We start from the raw sequence: 14,143 nt of genomic DNA, 5'->3' as shown, positions 1-14,143 counted from the left end.
ACGCCGCCCGAGGTCAGGGGGTGAACATGGAGGTGACCGAGCCGTCCTCGAAGACCTCGCGAATGGCCTTGCCCAGCAACGGTGCGATCGACAGCGGGGTGAGCTTGTCGAACTGCTTCTGCGGTGTGATCGGCAGGGTGTCGGTCACGATCACCTCGCGGGCCACCGAGTCCTGCAGTCGCTGCACTGCCGGGTCGGAGAAGATCGCGTGCGTGGCGGCGATGACGACACTCGCCGCCCCGTCCGCCATCAGCGCGTCGGCGGCGTGGCAGATCGTGCCGCCGGAATCGATCATGTCGTCGACCAGGATGCAGGTGCGGCCCTCGACGTGGCCGATGACGCGGTTGGCGACGCTGGCGTTCGAGCGGGTGACGTCTCGCGTCTTGTGTATGAAGGCCAGCGGGGCGCCGTCGAGGCGCTTGGACCACTGCTCGGCGACCTTGATGCGGCCGGCGTCCGGCGAGACGACGGTGAGTTCCTCGGCGCCGTAGTTGTCCTTGACGTAGCCGGTCAGGATCGGCAGTGCCTGCAGATGATCGACCGGACCGTCGAAGAAGCCTTGGATCTGGTCGGTGTGCAGGTCGACCGTCATCAACCGGTCGGCGCCGGCGGTCTTGAACATGTCGGCCATCAGCCGGGCGCTGATCGGCTCGCGACCGCGCGACTTCTTGTCCTGTCGGGCGTAGCCGTAGAAGGGCGTCACGACGGTGATGCGCTTGGCGCTGGCGCGCTTCAGCGCGTCGACCATGAGCAGGTGCTCCATGATCCACTTGTTGATCGGCGCGGTGTGGCTCTGGAGGACGAAGGCGTCGCAGCCGCGTACGGATTCGTCGAATCGCACGTACATCTCGGTGTTCGCGAAGTCGCGCAACTCGGTCGGCACCAGCTGGGTGCCGAGGTCTTCAGCGACCGATTCGGCCAACTCCTGGTGCGCGCGACCGGAGAAGACCATCAGGTTCTTCTCCGTGGTGCGCTTCATGCCTGTGCTCATTGGTTGGAAGAACCTTCCTGCTGTGCCCGATGTGCTGCATCCGCGGATGCGGTGCCTTCGCGCTTGCGGCCGACCCAGCCGGCGACGTTGCGCTGCTCCGCGCGCGAGATCCCCAACTCCCCCGGGGCGACGTCCTTGATGACGGTCGAGCCGGCTGCGACATACGCACCGTCGGCGATGTGCACCGGCGCGACGATCACCGAGTTGCTGCCGACGAAGCTGTGCTTGCCGATGGTCGTGCGGCTCTTGGCCACGCCGTCGTAGTTGGCGAAGATCGTGCCCGCCCCGATGTTGCTGCCCTCGCCTATCGTGGCGTCGCCGCAGTAGGTCAGGTGCGGCACCTTCGCACCGTCGCCGATCTGGGCGTTCTTGGTCTCGACGAAGCCGCCGATCTTGCCTCCGCGGCCGAGTTCGGTGCCCGGGCGCAGGTAGGAGAACGGACCGACCGTCGCCTCGTCACCGATCAGCGCCAGCTGCGCCACAGTGCGAATGACGCTCGCACCGTCGCGCACCTCGGTGTCGGTCAGCGTGGTGTCGGGGCCGATGGTGCAGTCGGCGCCGATGGACGTGGCGCCGTGCAGCTGACACCCCGGATGTATGACGGTGTCCTGACCGACGCTCACACCGACGTCCACCCAGGTGGTGTCGGGGTCGATGACGATCGCGCCGCTCTCGCGCATCAGCGCGTCCAGGGTGCGACGGTTGAGTTCCTTGCCGAGTCGGGCGAGCTGTGCCTTGTCGTTGACGCCCTCGGTCTGCCACAGGTCCCCTAGCACGTGGCCGCTGACCCGCAGTCCGCGACGAACCGCGATCTCGACGACGTCGGTGAGGTACTTCTCGCCGGCCTCCGCGTGCACGCCGACCTCGGCGAGCGCGTCGCGCAGCACCGCAGCGTCGAAAGCGAAGATGCCAGAGTTGAATTCGCCGATCTTCCGCTGCTCGGGGGTGGCCTGCTTGTGCTCGACGATGGCCTGCACACTGCCCTGCTCGTCCCGCACGATCCGTCCGTAACCGGCTGCGTCCGGAAGGACACCCGTCAGCACGGTGACCGCGCAGGCCGCGCGCTCGTGCTCCTCAGTCAGCTGCTGGAGGGTCTCGGCGGTCAGTAGCGGGGTGTCGCCGGTGGTGACCAGGACGGTGCCGGACAGGTCCTCCGGCAGGGCGAGCAGTCCGCACTCGGCCGCACGGCCGGTGCCGTAGACGTCGTCCTGCTCGGCGACGACGATGTCCTCGGAGACCTCCCGCGCGGCGGCAGCGACGGACTCCTTTTGAGCGCGGACCACGACGGCGACATACTGCGCGCCGGTGCCGACGGCCGCACTCACCGAGTGCCCGACGAGGGTTCGACCGCCGATGGCGTGCAGTGCTTTGTTGCGGCGCGACTTCATCCGGGTGCCGTCCCCTGCGGACAGGACGATGACGGCTGCGGGTGTTGCGGTCACGGGATTCGACTCCTGATGGCGCGGGATGGCGGGACCGTGGTGCGCGTGCGGACCCGCGGCGATGTTACCGGTCTGTCGGTGGTGCTCCGGTCGTCGGCTCCGGCGTCGGGACTCAGGGCATGCCCTCCGACCGGCGGCGCTGCAGTGCGCGGCGCTCGGCGGAGTTGCCGGTCAGTCCGATGGCGCGTTCGTATGACGCGTCGGCCTCCGCCATACGGCCGAGCAGTGTCAGCAGCCTCGCGCGGGCGGCGTGGAAGACGGCATACCGCTGCATCGTGCGGTCGTCCGCAAGCGGCTCGAGCGCCGCCAGTCCGGCTACGGCGCCGTCGCGCTCACCGATCGCGATCGCCCGGTGCAGTGCGACGACCGGGCTGCGGTCTCTCGCGGCCAACTGGTCATGGAGGGCGACGATCTGCGACCAGTCCGTCTCGGTGAAGGCCGGCGCGTCCGTGTGCACGGCCGCGATCGCCGCCTGGATCTGATAGCTGCCGGGGTGATTGCGCCGCAGACAGGCTCGGACGAGGTCGTGTCCCTCGGCGATGAGGTCCTGGTCCCACAACGCTCGGTCCTGCTGGTCGAGAGGGACGAGCTCGCCGGCCTCGTCCAGCCGCGCGGGCCGGCGCGCGTGGGTCAGCAACAGGAGCGCGAGAAGGCCGGTCACTTCCGGTTCGTCCGGCATCAATTCGCGCAGCAGCCGCGCCAGCCGGATCGCCTCGGCCGCAAGGCCGTCGCGCATGGCTTCGTCGCCGGCTGTCGCGAGATGCGCTTCGGTGAAGATCAGGTAGACCGCCCGCAGCACACCGTCCAGCCGGTCGGGCAGCTCGGCGTCGTCCGGGATGCGGAACGGGATGCGCGCGTCGCGAATCTTGGCTTTGGCTCTGACGATTCGCTGTGCGATGGTCGGTTCTGACGTGATGAAGGAGCGCGCGATCTCGGCGGTGCTGAGGCCGCCGAGAATGCGCAGGGTCAGCGCCGTCTGCGCTGCGGGCGCGAGCGCGGGGTGGCAGCAGGTGAAGAACATCCGCAGTCGGTCGTCACGCACGGCGTGCACCTCCTCCGGCTCGGGTTGCTGTTGTTCGATCAGCTGCTGGGCGGCCGATTCCTTGTCGTCCCGCTTCTGTTCGCGCCGAATCCGATCGATCGCCTGCCGTCGGGCGGTGGTGATGATCCAGCCTGCGGGGCTCGGTGGCGCTCCGTCCTGCGGCCACCGCTGTATGGCGATCTCGAACGCCGCCTGCACGGCGTCCTCGGCGAGGTCGATGTCGCCGAGGACGCCGGTCAGCACGGACACCGCGCGGCCGTATTCGCTGCGGAAGACAGCACCGACGTTTACCCCACCAGAGTCGGGAGTCATGCCCTCGGCATACCGGCGATGAACGGCGCGACCTCCGTCGCCAGGCCGGTGGCTTCGACATACCGACGGGCCCAACGCAACGCTTCGTCGAGGTCCTCGACATCGATGATCGTCACGCCGCCGACGAATTCGGCACCTTCGGCGAACGGTCCGTCGGTGACCACGGGGCCGCTGTCGCCGGGGCGCACCATCGACGCGGTCTCGGGCTGGTGCAGTCCCCCGCCGAAGACCCACGAATCCTGTGCCGCCAGCTCCTGTTGTATGGCGCCGAGCTTCTCCATCACCGGTCCGAGGACGGACTGGTCCGGCACTTCGCCAACGGGCTGGATCATCTTGAGCAGGTACTGAGCCATGGCGTTCTCCTTGGGTTCGTACGCCGACCTCGTGCCAGCGTCTCACCAACTACACGAACGGCGGGTGAGCGAATCGACATCGGCCGCAACGTTGTTATTCGCACGTTGTCGCGTGGGTCATGGCAGTCAGCCGAGGCGTCCAATCGCCGTCTCGACAACGGCCTCGACCCGGGGGGTCATGCCGGGCAGGTCGACGGGCCGGCAGCCGGCGACCTGTCGTTGGATCCACTTCGACTGGTCGTCGCTGTGGTGGAGCAGCGCATACAGATCCCACCAGGGATCGAGGCTCACTCCGGCGACCGATTCGTAGCGCGCCCGAAGCTGCTCCGCCCACTCGGGCGAGTAGAGCGCAGCCAGGTATAGCCGGCAGAGGCCGACGTCGATCGCGCGCGACCCTCGATGGACTCCGTTCCAATCGATCAGGCCGGTGATCTTCCCGCGCGACCACAGCATGTTGACCGGCAGGAAGTCGCCGTGCAGGAAGGCGGCGGTGTCGGTCGGTGGCGTGGACGCGATGACGTCGAACGCTGCCTTCCAGACAGCCGGCTTTCGTGCACCGGACGGCACCTGTAGCGCCCCCATTGGGGCGATCCAAGAATCCGTCCAGGGCCTGAACGTCTTCGCGGGTAGATCGAGGGAATGGAGCAACACGGCGAGTTCCGCGATCCTCGTCATCCACGAGCTCGTTTTGGTCGGGTTGAGGTCGACGTGACCGGGCAACCGGGTCATCAGCAGCGAGGGCTCGCCCTCGGTCGAGGCCCCTGAAACGTCGGCACTCAAGATGCTCGGGACCGGAAGCCCACTGCCCGCCACCAGTTCGAGGTTGGCGATCTCCTTCCGCAAAGTCCCTTCCAGGCAGAGCCCCTTCGGGTACTGCCGCAGCACGACGAACGTTCGCACTCCACGTCGCTCGACGGTCACCCGATGTATGGCGGAAGAGACGCCTCCGGTCATTCGGCGACACCCAACGACGCGGCTGCCGCGGCCCATCGACGTCGCAACCCAGGCGAGTGTCGCCGGCGACGGTCGGCGCTTCGTGAACGCGCCTTCTCTCCAGTCGTCGTCGGACATGACTGCGAGCCTATTCGTCGGGGCAATCGGCAATGCTGGCTTTCGCGCTCCTTCAGTGCCCGTGCGATACCGCAATCAGGTTGGTTCTCAGCGTGGTTCACACGGATACGGCACAGTGACGCAGATGATTCAGCTCGAAACCGTCACCGATGCCAACTGGCGCGAAGGACTCAACGTGAGAGCTACCGCGCCACAGGCGCGGTACGTGGCCGGCTACGAGCCCGTCCTGCTCGTGATACTGGCCAAGTCGGCTGTGCGTGCCGGCGGCGTCGACTGGTGGCCGTTCCTCATTCGCGAAGGGGTGCAGGTCGTCGGGGTGGTAACTGTCGCCGATCGGCGTTCACACGATGGATCGCTGGGAATCTTTCATCTCCTGATCGACCGACATCATCAGCGGCAGGGTCTCGGCCGAGCAACTGTGCGCCGCCTTGTCGAACTCGGCCGGCACGATCAGCGCTGCCGGGCGCTGCGTCTCACTGTCGATCCCGACAACGCATCTGCGATCGCGCTCTACGAGTCCGCGGGCTTCACAGTGATGGGAACCAACAACGACGGGGAGCTCCAGATGACTCTTCCGCTGTAAAGGCCGCCGCACCTGGCTGGCTTCGGACGTCGGGCCGTGCGCTGCATCACGGCTTCCCGATCTCGGAACCCCGTATGAGAACGTCCCGAAGTTTGTTCGATTCATGTCTGGCGATCGACGGTGCCGCGCGGTATCCTGTAGGTAAGCGAAAATGCTTACAGGGGAAGGGGATTCACGTCATGATCGGTGATCAATCCGTGCTGGATGGTGTCCCGGTCGCGGAGCCGGGGCGGGGGCCGGAAGTGCTTGCCGGGTTGCAGGCGGCGGAGCAGTTGTTGGACGAGGTTCCCGGCGCGGTGCACCAACTGGGCCAGGAGCAGGAGGCCGAGTTGGTGTCGGTGTTGTTGCGGTTGCTGGGCCGGTCCGCGCAGGTCGTGACGTTGGTGGCTTCGGATGCGGTGACTCGTGGCGTGCTGGTTGGTTCCGATGCTGCGACTACGGCGCAGTGGTTGGGCGGGCAGGTCCGCGATGTCCCGGTGGAACCGCGGACGCTGCGGGTGGTGGCGTCGGTGGCTGATGCGTGCCGGGACCGGAAGAACGCGGTCATCACGGCCGCGTTGCGGGACGGTTCGTGTTCGGTGGAATCGGCACGGACCGCGCTGACGCAGGCGGACAAGGTGGCACCGGTGATTCCGACCGCGGAGCGTGAGGAGATCTTGGGCTGGTACCTGCAGCTCGACCCGGCCCTCAGGTGTGCGGGGTTGACGCAGTTGACGCGGCAGATCATCGCTCGGTTCGACCCCGACAAACTCTCCCAGGGCGATGAGAAGTTGGAGCGGACCGAGTCGTTGACCTGGTCGACGACCCCGACGGGGATGACGCGGTTGGTGGCGGAGTTGTCGCCGGCGAACGCGGCGATCCTCAAAGACGCGATCAACGCCAAGTCCGCACCCGACCCCGCGAAACTTGCTGACAACACTCACGACACGACCGACGAGCAGACCGACAACGACACCAGCACAGCTCGGGCTACCGACCCTGACGACATTGGTAAGGCTGGCCGCGGCACAGGGTCGGGTGCAGCATTCGGCCTCAGTCCCGACAACACGGCCGAGAGCTCTGAATCCGTGCGCGATGAGCGGTCGCCCGGCAAGCGACGCCTGGACGCCCTACTTGATTTGGTTGGTGCCGGCGCCCGCGCGGCGACCGGGGAAGGCACCCAATCCAGTGCGGCGACCGTGTTGCTGACGATGGGCCTGGAAACCCTCACCAAGGGTGTGGGTGCGGCGTCCACGACCACCGGTGACACGGTCGACGCGGGTGCTGCTCGCCGGTTCGCGTGCACGGCGGATCTGATCCCGGCCGTGCTCGGCGGACCCAGCGCACCGTTGGATGTGGGCCGGCGAGAACGGTTGGCTACCAAAGCGATCCGGGCCGCGGTCATCCTGCGTGATGGTGGGTGCAGCTTCCCTGGTTGTGGCCGGCCACCGGGTTTCTGCGAAGTGCACCATGTCCGACCGTGGTGGGCAGGCGGCGAAACCTCCCTCACCAACTCGGCCATGCTCTGCGGCCGACACCACCAAACCGTGCACCGCAAGGGCTACACCGCCGACATACAACCCGACCACGTGCACTGGGACCTCACACCCGGACTGATGGCAGGCCACCAGACCGCAGCAGCCTGAGCCCAGCCTCGAAATCCCGTTGCCGGCAAGACATTCGGCGACGCGTCGCTGCTCCGCGCTACGTCGGCGAGCCGTGCACATGCACACTGTTCGGCACACGAACGGCCACGACCGCGAATGCCAGTTCTCCCAGAACAAGGCTGCCGATTCACCCGACGATACGTAATCCCTCAGCGCGTCATCGTTCGATGGTTCGGCCCGCCACACGCTCCAGGCCGAGTTTTGCGTAACCACGGCGAATGTCGAGCACGTGATGCTCAAGGTCGTGAAGGAGATGAGCCAGCATCCATGCCGGTGAAGCTGGAAAAGGCCCGCCGACATCAATCTGCCGATGGCTATCGGTGCCAGCGACTCGAGAAAGAAGCGACTTCACCTGGTGGTCGGCATCTTCCAAACCGGAAACCACTGCCTTCGGCTCGGGGCGACCGTTGTCGATCACGGAGATGGCCTCTCCCACCTGGTCGAGACAATGAGCCACGTACTCGTCGGCCGACCACGTCCCGGGCTCGGGCCGTGAACCTGCCCGTGAGTCTCCCGCGAGATGACACAAAGCAGCGATGGCGGTGCGCAGATCGACGTCGAATTCCGCACACCTACTGTCGAATCCACATTCGTCACAAACCTCGTCGAGATGACCCGTGCCGAAGTCGCGCCAGCCATAGCTCACGTATACCAACGTAGCTGCGTCCGTGCGCTCCATGCCCTCGGCTGACGGCCTTCCATCGTGCACGTCGGTGGCGCGGCCTACGTGCGGCAGATGAACAGACGCCCTCGAACTTCTTCCGCCGACCGGTCGCCACGAGCACAACTCTCGACTTTCACATCCGCACCATCGGCACCGGAATGTTCGGAATCCCTTGGCAACACTTGTATCCGGGTGTATTTTTCATGGGTTCCGGTTCGGACGTCGCGTCGACCACGGCACCGGACGCGCCCGAAGGGCGCTGGTGATTCAGGGGATTCGCCACAGGGAGTATGCGCCGTTCGCGGTGCCGGCGATTCGGGAGGATTCGCCGATTCGATGAAACAGGGGAATACATCAGATGGAAATCACACGCAGCAAACGACTGGCCGCGATAGGTGTCGCGCTGGCCGCAGTCACGACCGTGGGCGCGGTCGCCGGCACGGCACCGGCCCACGCAGCCGTTCCGCCGGCCCGGTGCGGCACCGTCAACCCCGCGTCGGCGACGGGTGTCCACACCGCTCGCACGTCCTACGTGACGAAGTACGGACACACGCTCAAGATCGAAGTGCGCTACGGCAATCTGCACGGGCACCAATACGGCTGGGCACGCATCAGCAACGCCAACGGAGGTCACCTGCGGAAGGGTGATCGAGTCTGGCTGGATGTCACCAACAACAGTGGTCACACCCACGTCGGGCCGTGCGGCGCGAAGAACGCTCGCGGCACAGAGACCAACATCTGGTCGACGGCGGTGCGCACGTCCAACTATTCGAGTTTCCGGATTCGGGCTGCCGGCGGCATCCGGACCTCGACCGGCTGGTGGATGAACCTCACCACCTGGTGGTGACGTCGCAACGATGACGAGAAGTGCGGGCTCCGTTGGGAGCCCGCACTTCTCGTGATCCTCAGCGATCGGGCGCAGCCGGCGAGAAGGAACTCAGCGTGGGCGAGTGGACCTGTACGCCCGCACGTTCTGTGCGGCCCCGGCGAAGCCGAGTGACCGATAGAGCCGGCCGGCGGGGTTGGTCGATTCCGTGACGATGACCCATTCGCCGGCGCCGCGTTCACCTGCCCATCGCGCCGCGACACCGAGCAGGTGACCAGCGAGACCCTTACGGCGGTGCTCGGCCGCGGTGCCGACGGACTGGTAGCGCGCCCCGTCGTCGAGCAGCACGATGCCCAGATCAGCGACGAGTTCGGCGCCGGCGAACGCTCCGAAGAACGCGGCGTCGCCGTCGGCGACGAGCGCTCGACGGTGCGCCGCCTGGTCACGGGAGAAGCGCTCATACCCGACCGGCTCGTGCTCCCCGGTCGCGTTGTTCTCGGCAACGTTTCTGCCGACCACCTGCTCCCAATCGTCATCGGAGAGCAGCTGATGCACGGCATACCCGTCGGGCAGTGGACGCAGCTGCGGCAGATTCGTGCTCGTCAGCACATCGTCGGTGTCGATCCCGACGCCGTGTGCCGCGTATGCCGCCACGTCGTCGGGCAACTCCGGCAGATCGATCGCGATGTGCTCGGCCTCGGGGAACTCGGCGGCGAAGACCGAAAGCCACCGATCCGCGTCGGACGGATCACCGCTGGTGACCAGCACGAAGTTGCCCCAGTGGAACAACGGATTCCGCGGCGACCGGACGACGAGGTGATCGCCGCGGTCGGCGATGTCGGCCCCTTGGAGCTGCAGGATGCCGAGATCGGTCCGCCGACCCGGCGAGAGACGAGTGCGCATGAGCACCGAAAGTACGCCCCAATCACCGGCCGCGCCGCCGAATATCAGCGACACTGACCCGATGAAGCTCGATCTGACGGTGATGGCCATCCCGGCGTTCGTCGGCGCGATGGCCGCTGAATACGCCTGGCAACGCAAGCATCCCGTCGATCCCGGGACGCGTGCCGGGGACTACGAGTTCAAGGACACCATGGCCAGCCTGTCGATGGGGCTGGGCAGCCTCGTGGCGCCATACGTCTCCAAAGCGCTGCTCGGGCCGCTTGCCAAGCACGGCAAGGCCGCCAAGACTGCGATGACGGTCGCAGTCGCCGCAACGGCGACGACCACCGCGCTCGATGTCGTCCGCAAGCTGCGCAGCGACGACTTCGGGCAGGCGGGTGTGGCCGGCTGGGACACTCGCGAGCTCAACCGGACGACGCAATCCGCCGGCGACACCACACCGGTGCAGCCGGTCCTGCGGCGCGTCACCGGCGGCGTCGCGGCGATCGCGGTCGCATCGACGGTGCTGGTGGTCGCCACCGAGTGGGGCGCCCGCACGACGGGCGAGAAGTTTTTCGCCCGGAGTCCACTGGACCTCGGCGACGGCGCGGTCGTCGCGACCCTGGCCGTGCTCGGCTGGGACTTTATCTACTACTGGAACCACCGGTTCGATCACGAGGTGCGCTGGATGTGGGCGATGCACGAGGTGCACCACTCCAGTGAGCACTACAACCTCTCGACGGCGTTGCGGCAGCCGTGGGGCGACACGATGACGCTCTACATTCCCTACAGCCTGCTCGCCCTGCTCGGTGTGCGACCGGCACACATCATGAACGCTCGCGCGATCAACCTGATCTATCAGTTCTGGATCCACACCGAGGCAGTCCGCTCCATCGGCTGGTTGGAGCGACTGCTCAACACGCCGTCACACCACCGCGTGCACCACGGCACCAACAGCGAATATCTCGACCGCAACCACGGCAGCATCCTGATCGTCTGGGACAAGCTCTTCGGCACGTTCGAGCCCGAAAACGCCCAGCCGGTCTACGGATTGACCACCAACATCGACACGTTCAACCCGGTGAAGATCGCCGGTCACGAGTGGGTCGACATGTTCAAGGACGTCGCGAGTGCCGACTCCTGGAACGACCGCTGGTCGTACTTGCTGCGCACACCTGGCTGGGCCTACGGCCGCCAGAAAGCTCGGCTCACCCCGGCCGCCTGACTGCCTGCGCTACCGGTCCGAATGGGTTTGTCGCCAAGCGGATTCGAGGTCGGATATAGCGATCGACTCGTCGGCCAAATAGCGGTCGAGCACGAACAGGTGCCGTGCCCCGACCTGCTCGACGGACGTGGCCGTAGGGAGGATCCACTCGTCGAGAGCTGTCATCAGCGCGGAATCGTCGTCACCGTGGCGCGTCATCGCTGCGTCCAACGCTTCCTTGTGCTCCCGCACGTATGCCGTCATACGCACCTCGAACGCGTCGGCTGCTTCCTGGCTCGGCTCGAAATGCCACGGCTGCGCGTGCGCCGACTTCTCGATGGCCGCACGGATGCCGGCCACCATTTCGAGTCCTCGAGCCGGATCGACGCCGAACCGTCGTGCGTAGGCCACGATGCGACGCTGCGTCTCGTCGAGGTCGACGCTTGCGAGGTGCGCCAGGTCCTCACCGGCGAGGTATGGCGCCAGCCGATCGAGGTACGAATCGACGAAGTCCGCCGCAGCCGGCGCGTCCTCCGGCTCGTCGACCGGAACGCTCAGTTCCACGAGGGTGTGCGGACCGCGGGCGGCCAGCCGGAAATCGTAGCGATCGTCGTCCTTCACCCAACAGATCTCGTATGGCGCCTCGCCGACCGTTGCCTGACCGACAGGGCTGCCGAGCAACGTGTCGAGTTCCCGGACCGGCACCCATGGACCGGTCGGCACGAACCAGGCACCGATCTGGTCCGGCTTGCTGACGGCACGCCATACACGCTCGATCTGCGCCTCAACGGCTCGGCTGAACAGCAGCACGGCTCCCCCGTCGATCTGCCGCAACTGTGTGTTCTGCAACTCGGTGCCGGCCATCAGAACCCCCTGCAGCCGACTCTATGTCTGTCCGGACGAGCGCGAGGCGAAGTCACGAACAAACGGCTCCCCGGGTTGGAATCGAACCAACGTCGCTAATCCTGATTCAAAGTCAGGCGGCCCCTACCAGCAGAGCAACCGGGGAACGCCCCCGAAGGGGACCGGACAAGGGTAGGCCAGATCGATTCGGATGGCATATCGGGTCGACGCTTCACAACAATCTCGCAGCGGCGCACACGCGAGTCGGCGCTATCCCCTTGAATGGGGGCATGCCTCCCAAGAAACGCGCTCGCCTCTCCGCCGCCGACCGGCGGGAACAACTGATCTCGGTCGCGGAGAAACTCTTCGCCGAGCACGGGGTGCAGCCGACGACCGTCGAGGACGTCGCCACGGCGGCCGGCGTGACCAAGCCGTTGATCTACGAGCACTTCGGCGGCAAGGAGGGACTGTATGCCGTAGTCGTCGACCGCGCCATGCGCCAGCTGCTCGACCACCTCGTCGGCTCGTTGACATCGGGCGGGAGTTCACGCGAGATCCTCGAACGAGGCGCCGTCGCACTGCTCAGCTACATCGAGGAGCAGCCGGCCGCGTTCCGGGTGCTGCTGCGCGACTCGCCCACCTGGCACGGCAATGGCTCCGCCGCAAGCATCATGTCGGCAGTCGCCGGGCAGGTCGAGGATCTCGTCATCGAGGTGTTCAAGCGCAACAACCTCGACGTCGAGGTCGTGCCCATCTATGCGCAGATGCTGGTCGGGATGATCGGTTTCACCGGCGAGTGGTGGATCGAGTCCGGCTCGTCGCTCCCGCGCGACACCGTGGCGGCGCACATGGTCAACCTGGCTTGGTACGGCCTGGGCGGCATCGAGAAGGACCCGAAGCTCAAGACGCTCTGACCCGGCGCTTTCGATACGCCTCCGCAAGCTCCCGGCAACTCGGGGCGGCGCTCAACCCGCAGGATCAGCCTGCTGGAGCTCCACCCGGTTGCCGACCGGGTCGTCGGTGTGGAATCGGCGGATGCCCGGGATCGCGTCGTCCCACCGCACCACGCCCCCGGCTGTCGCCACTGCGTCGGCCGCGGCATCGACGTCCGCGACCAGCAGGCACGGGTGCGCCTTGCGCGCAGGAGTGAAGGATTCCTCGACGCCACAGTGCAATTCGTGTGTCGTGCCGACCGCGAACCAGCAGCCGCCCCGCGCGGCGAGGACCAGCGGCTTGGGGATCTCCGGCAGACCGAGCACCCCGCCGTAGAACTCGCGTAGCCGATCCTCCGAACCGGCCGGACAGGCGATCTGCACGTGATGCAGCCCGGTGACCGCGACGCGCCGTCATACCGACGCGCCCTTCCGGCCGACTGCGAAGATCCGGCGGAACGGCATCGGCGTGCCGTATGGCGCCCGCGGATACGCCACATCGAAGCGCGTGACCAGCTCTTCGAGCAATGCCGCACGCTCGGAGTCGTCGAGCACGTCCAACAGCGGCCTGAGCGCCGTCCCCTTGACCCACTCAAGCACCGGACTTCGTTGTGCTCCTTGCGGATCCAGCACCTGCAGGTATGTCGTCTCCCACACGTCGACGTGCCCACAGTGTGCCGCCAGCGCCTCGGCATATCGCTCCGGTGACTCGACCGGCGCATCCCGCAACGCTCCTTCGAGCCACCCCACGAAGTTCTCCGCTCGTTCCTCGCTCCGATACTTCGCGGGGACCCCAGCACGGTCGGCCGCCCGGTCATGCGCTCGGGCGACCTCGCGGATGATCCGGTGCGACGGTGCGTCGAAGTTGCCCGGGACCTGCATCGCGAACCAGCCGCCGTCGGGCAGCCGGGACAGCCAGCGGTCGATCAGCGTGAGATGTCCCGGCACCCACTGCAGGGTGGCGTTGGTGACGAGCACCTCCGGCTCGGAGTCCGGCTCCCAGCCGTTGACGTCGGCGAGCTCCCAATGCACTCGGTGCTCCACGTCGAGCGCAGCAGCCCGCTCGAGCATCGAATCCGAGGAGTCGACACCGGTGATCTGCGCCCGCGGCCAGCGGTCCGCCAAGCTCAGGGTGAGCGGCCCGTTGCCGCATCCGAGATCTACCACCCGCTCCGGCGCCACGGCCCCGACTCGAGCGATGAGGTCCCCGAACGGCCGGTTGCGCAGGTCGGAGAAGCGTTCGTACTGCTGCGGATCCCATGTCGCCATACCAGCCACCCCATTCTGAGTTTATCTTGATGTCAAGATACTCCGAGATGTCTCGATGTCAAGAAACTCGAGAGTAGACTGAC

At 66.6% G+C, this 14,143-nt stretch carries 15 protein-coding genes and 1 tRNA gene; 5 read left to right on the top strand and 11 right to left on the bottom strand.

The genetic code is table 11. The features are described 5' to 3' along the window. Positions 1-13: 13 nt before the first annotated feature. From IEX71_RS22010 to IEX71_RS21990, 5 genes are all read right to left on the bottom strand, one after another. Complete coding sequence (locus tag IEX71_RS22010) at positions 14-991, bottom strand: ribose-phosphate diphosphokinase (RefSeq protein WP_188839246.1); 978 nt, start codon at positions 989-991, stop codon at positions 14-16. Then, on the bottom strand, positions 988-2,433 hold the full coding sequence (glmU, locus tag IEX71_RS22005) for a bifunctional UDP-N-acetylglucosamine diphosphorylase/glucosamine-1-phosphate N-acetyltransferase GlmU (RefSeq protein ID WP_188839245.1): 1,446 nt from the start codon (positions 2,431-2,433) through the stop codon (positions 988-990). Before glmU ends, IEX71_RS22010 begins: the two co-directional genes overlap by 4 nt. A gap of 112 nt (positions 2,434-2,545) precedes the next feature. Next, positions 2,546-3,787 carry an RNA polymerase sigma factor gene (locus tag IEX71_RS22000; RefSeq protein WP_188839244.1) on the bottom strand — a complete coding sequence of 414 codons (1,242 nt, stop codon included), beginning with the start codon at positions 3,785-3,787 and terminating at the stop codon, positions 2,546-2,548. Next, positions 3,784-4,140, bottom strand: a complete 357-nt coding sequence (locus IEX71_RS21995; RefSeq protein WP_188839243.1) for a YciI family protein — start codon at positions 4,138-4,140, stop codon at positions 3,784-3,786. Before IEX71_RS21995 ends, IEX71_RS22000 begins: the two co-directional genes overlap by 4 nt. 126 nt (positions 4,141-4,266) lie before the next feature. Then, on the bottom strand, positions 4,267-5,211 hold the full coding sequence (locus tag IEX71_RS21990; RefSeq protein WP_188839242.1) for a phosphotransferase family protein: 945 nt from the start codon (positions 5,209-5,211) through the stop codon (positions 4,267-4,269). Positions 5,212-5,335: 124 nt separating this feature from the next. Between IEX71_RS21990 and IEX71_RS21985 the strand changes: the two genes are divergently transcribed. Both IEX71_RS21985 and IEX71_RS21980 read left to right on the top strand, forming a co-directional pair. Beyond that, positions 5,336-5,794, top strand: coding sequence for a GNAT family N-acetyltransferase (locus tag IEX71_RS21985; protein ID WP_188839241.1), 459 nt, complete (start codon positions 5,336-5,338; stop codon positions 5,792-5,794). Positions 5,795-5,973: 179 nt separating this feature from the next. Beyond that, a complete protein-coding gene (locus IEX71_RS21980) occupies positions 5,974-7,419 on the top strand; it encodes an HNH endonuclease signature motif containing protein (protein WP_188839240.1) in 1,446 nt (481 codons plus the stop codon). Between the two features lie 178 nt (positions 7,420-7,597). Here the strand turns inward: IEX71_RS21980 and IEX71_RS21975 are convergent, their stop codons facing one another. Continuing rightward, positions 7,598-8,086 carry a hypothetical protein gene (locus tag IEX71_RS21975; protein WP_188839239.1) on the bottom strand — a complete coding sequence of 163 codons (489 nt, stop codon included), beginning with the start codon at positions 8,084-8,086 and terminating at the stop codon, positions 7,598-7,600. A gap of 376 nt (positions 8,087-8,462) precedes the next feature. Here IEX71_RS21975 and IEX71_RS21970 point away from each other — a divergent pair, with 376 nt between their 5' ends. Beyond that, positions 8,463-8,951 carry a hypothetical protein gene (locus tag IEX71_RS21970; protein ID WP_188839238.1) on the top strand — a complete coding sequence of 163 codons (489 nt, stop codon included), beginning with the start codon at positions 8,463-8,465 and terminating at the stop codon, positions 8,949-8,951. 90 nt (positions 8,952-9,041) lie between these two features. On the opposite strand, the gene IEX71_RS21965 is transcribed toward IEX71_RS21970, so the two are convergent. Next, positions 9,042-9,833 (bottom strand): GNAT family N-acetyltransferase, encoded by a 792-nt coding sequence (locus tag IEX71_RS21965; protein WP_188839237.1) that lies wholly within the window; start codon positions 9,831-9,833, stop codon positions 9,042-9,044. Between the two features lie 61 nt (positions 9,834-9,894). On the opposite strand from IEX71_RS21965, the gene IEX71_RS21960 reads away from it, so the two are divergent. Further along, positions 9,895-11,037 (top strand): sterol desaturase family protein, encoded by a 1,143-nt coding sequence (locus IEX71_RS21960; protein ID WP_188839236.1) that lies wholly within the window; start codon positions 9,895-9,897, stop codon positions 11,035-11,037. 9 nt (positions 11,038-11,046) lie between these two features. Here IEX71_RS21960 and IEX71_RS21955 read toward each other — a convergent pair whose 3' ends face one another. Together IEX71_RS21955 and IEX71_RS21950 are read right to left on the bottom strand one after the other, a co-directional pair. Further along, positions 11,047-11,880: an SRPBCC family protein gene (locus IEX71_RS21955; RefSeq protein WP_188839235.1), complete on the bottom strand. Its 834-nt coding sequence runs from the start codon at positions 11,878-11,880 to the stop codon at positions 11,047-11,049. Positions 11,881-11,946: 66 nt separating this feature from the next. Beyond that, a tRNA-Gln gene (locus IEX71_RS21950) sits at positions 11,947-12,025 on the bottom strand. A 124-nt stretch (positions 12,026-12,149) separates the two neighbouring features. Here IEX71_RS21950 and IEX71_RS21945 point away from each other — a divergent pair. Beyond that, entirely contained in the window at positions 12,150-12,773 is a 624-nt protein-coding gene (locus tag IEX71_RS21945; RefSeq protein ID WP_188839234.1) for a TetR/AcrR family transcriptional regulator, read from the top strand. A 51-nt stretch (positions 12,774-12,824) separates the two neighbouring features. Here the strand turns inward: IEX71_RS21945 and IEX71_RS21940 are convergent, their stop codons facing one another. Together IEX71_RS21940 and IEX71_RS21935 are read right to left on the bottom strand one after the other, a co-directional pair. Next, a complete protein-coding gene (locus IEX71_RS21940) occupies positions 12,825-13,175 on the bottom strand; it encodes a VOC family protein (protein WP_229749950.1) in 351 nt (116 codons plus the stop codon). Between the two features lie 30 nt (positions 13,176-13,205). After that, complete coding sequence (locus IEX71_RS21935) at positions 13,206-14,060, bottom strand: methyltransferase domain-containing protein (RefSeq protein WP_188839233.1); 855 nt, start codon at positions 14,058-14,060, stop codon at positions 13,206-13,208. Between the last annotated feature and the right edge of the window lie 83 nt (positions 14,061-14,143).

The sequence above is a fragment of the Flexivirga endophytica genome (assembly GCF_014640635.1).
Classification (GTDB): domain Bacteria; phylum Actinomycetota; class Actinomycetes; order Actinomycetales; family Dermatophilaceae; genus Flexivirga; species Flexivirga endophytica.
The sequence above is the reverse complement of the archived record's forward strand: the minus strand, read 5'-3'. Positions and strand labels throughout refer to the sequence as shown.

Bases quoted from the DNA above. Each gene is read 5' to 3' on its own strand.
- IEX71_RS22010 (WP_188839246.1), bottom strand. From the start codon at position 991: ATGAGCACAGGCATGAAGCGCACCACGGAGAAGAACCTGATGGTCTTC.
- IEX71_RS21985 (WP_188839241.1), top strand. From the start codon at position 5,336: ATGATTCAGCTCGAAACCGTCACCGATGCCAACTGGCGCGAAGGACTC.
- IEX71_RS21955 (WP_188839235.1), bottom strand. From the start codon at position 11,880: ATGGCCGGCACCGAGTTGCAGAACACACAGTTGCGGCAGATCGACGGG.
- IEX71_RS21970 (WP_188839238.1), top strand. From the start codon at position 8,463: ATGGAAATCACACGCAGCAAACGACTGGCCGCGATAGGTGTCGCGCTG.
- IEX71_RS22000 (WP_188839244.1), bottom strand. From the start codon at position 3,787: ATGACTCCCGACTCTGGTGGGGTAAACGTCGGTGCTGTCTTCCGCAGC.
- IEX71_RS21980 (WP_188839240.1), top strand. From the start codon at position 5,974: ATGATCGGTGATCAATCCGTGCTGGATGGTGTCCCGGTCGCGGAGCCG.
- IEX71_RS21995 (WP_188839243.1), bottom strand. From the start codon at position 4,140: ATGGCTCAGTACCTGCTCAAGATGATCCAGCCCGTTGGCGAAGTGCCG.
- IEX71_RS21935 (WP_188839233.1), bottom strand. From the start codon at position 14,060: ATGGCGACATGGGATCCGCAGCAGTACGAACGCTTCTCCGACCTGCGC.
- IEX71_RS21945 (WP_188839234.1), top strand. From the start codon at position 12,150: ATGCCTCCCAAGAAACGCGCTCGCCTCTCCGCCGCCGACCGGCGGGAA.
- IEX71_RS21960 (WP_188839236.1), top strand. From the start codon at position 9,895: ATGAAGCTCGATCTGACGGTGATGGCCATCCCGGCGTTCGTCGGCGCG.
- IEX71_RS21965 (WP_188839237.1), bottom strand. From the start codon at position 9,833: ATGCGCACTCGTCTCTCGCCGGGTCGGCGGACCGATCTCGGCATCCTG.
- IEX71_RS21990 (WP_188839242.1), bottom strand. From the start codon at position 5,211: ATGTCCGACGACGACTGGAGAGAAGGCGCGTTCACGAAGCGCCGACCG.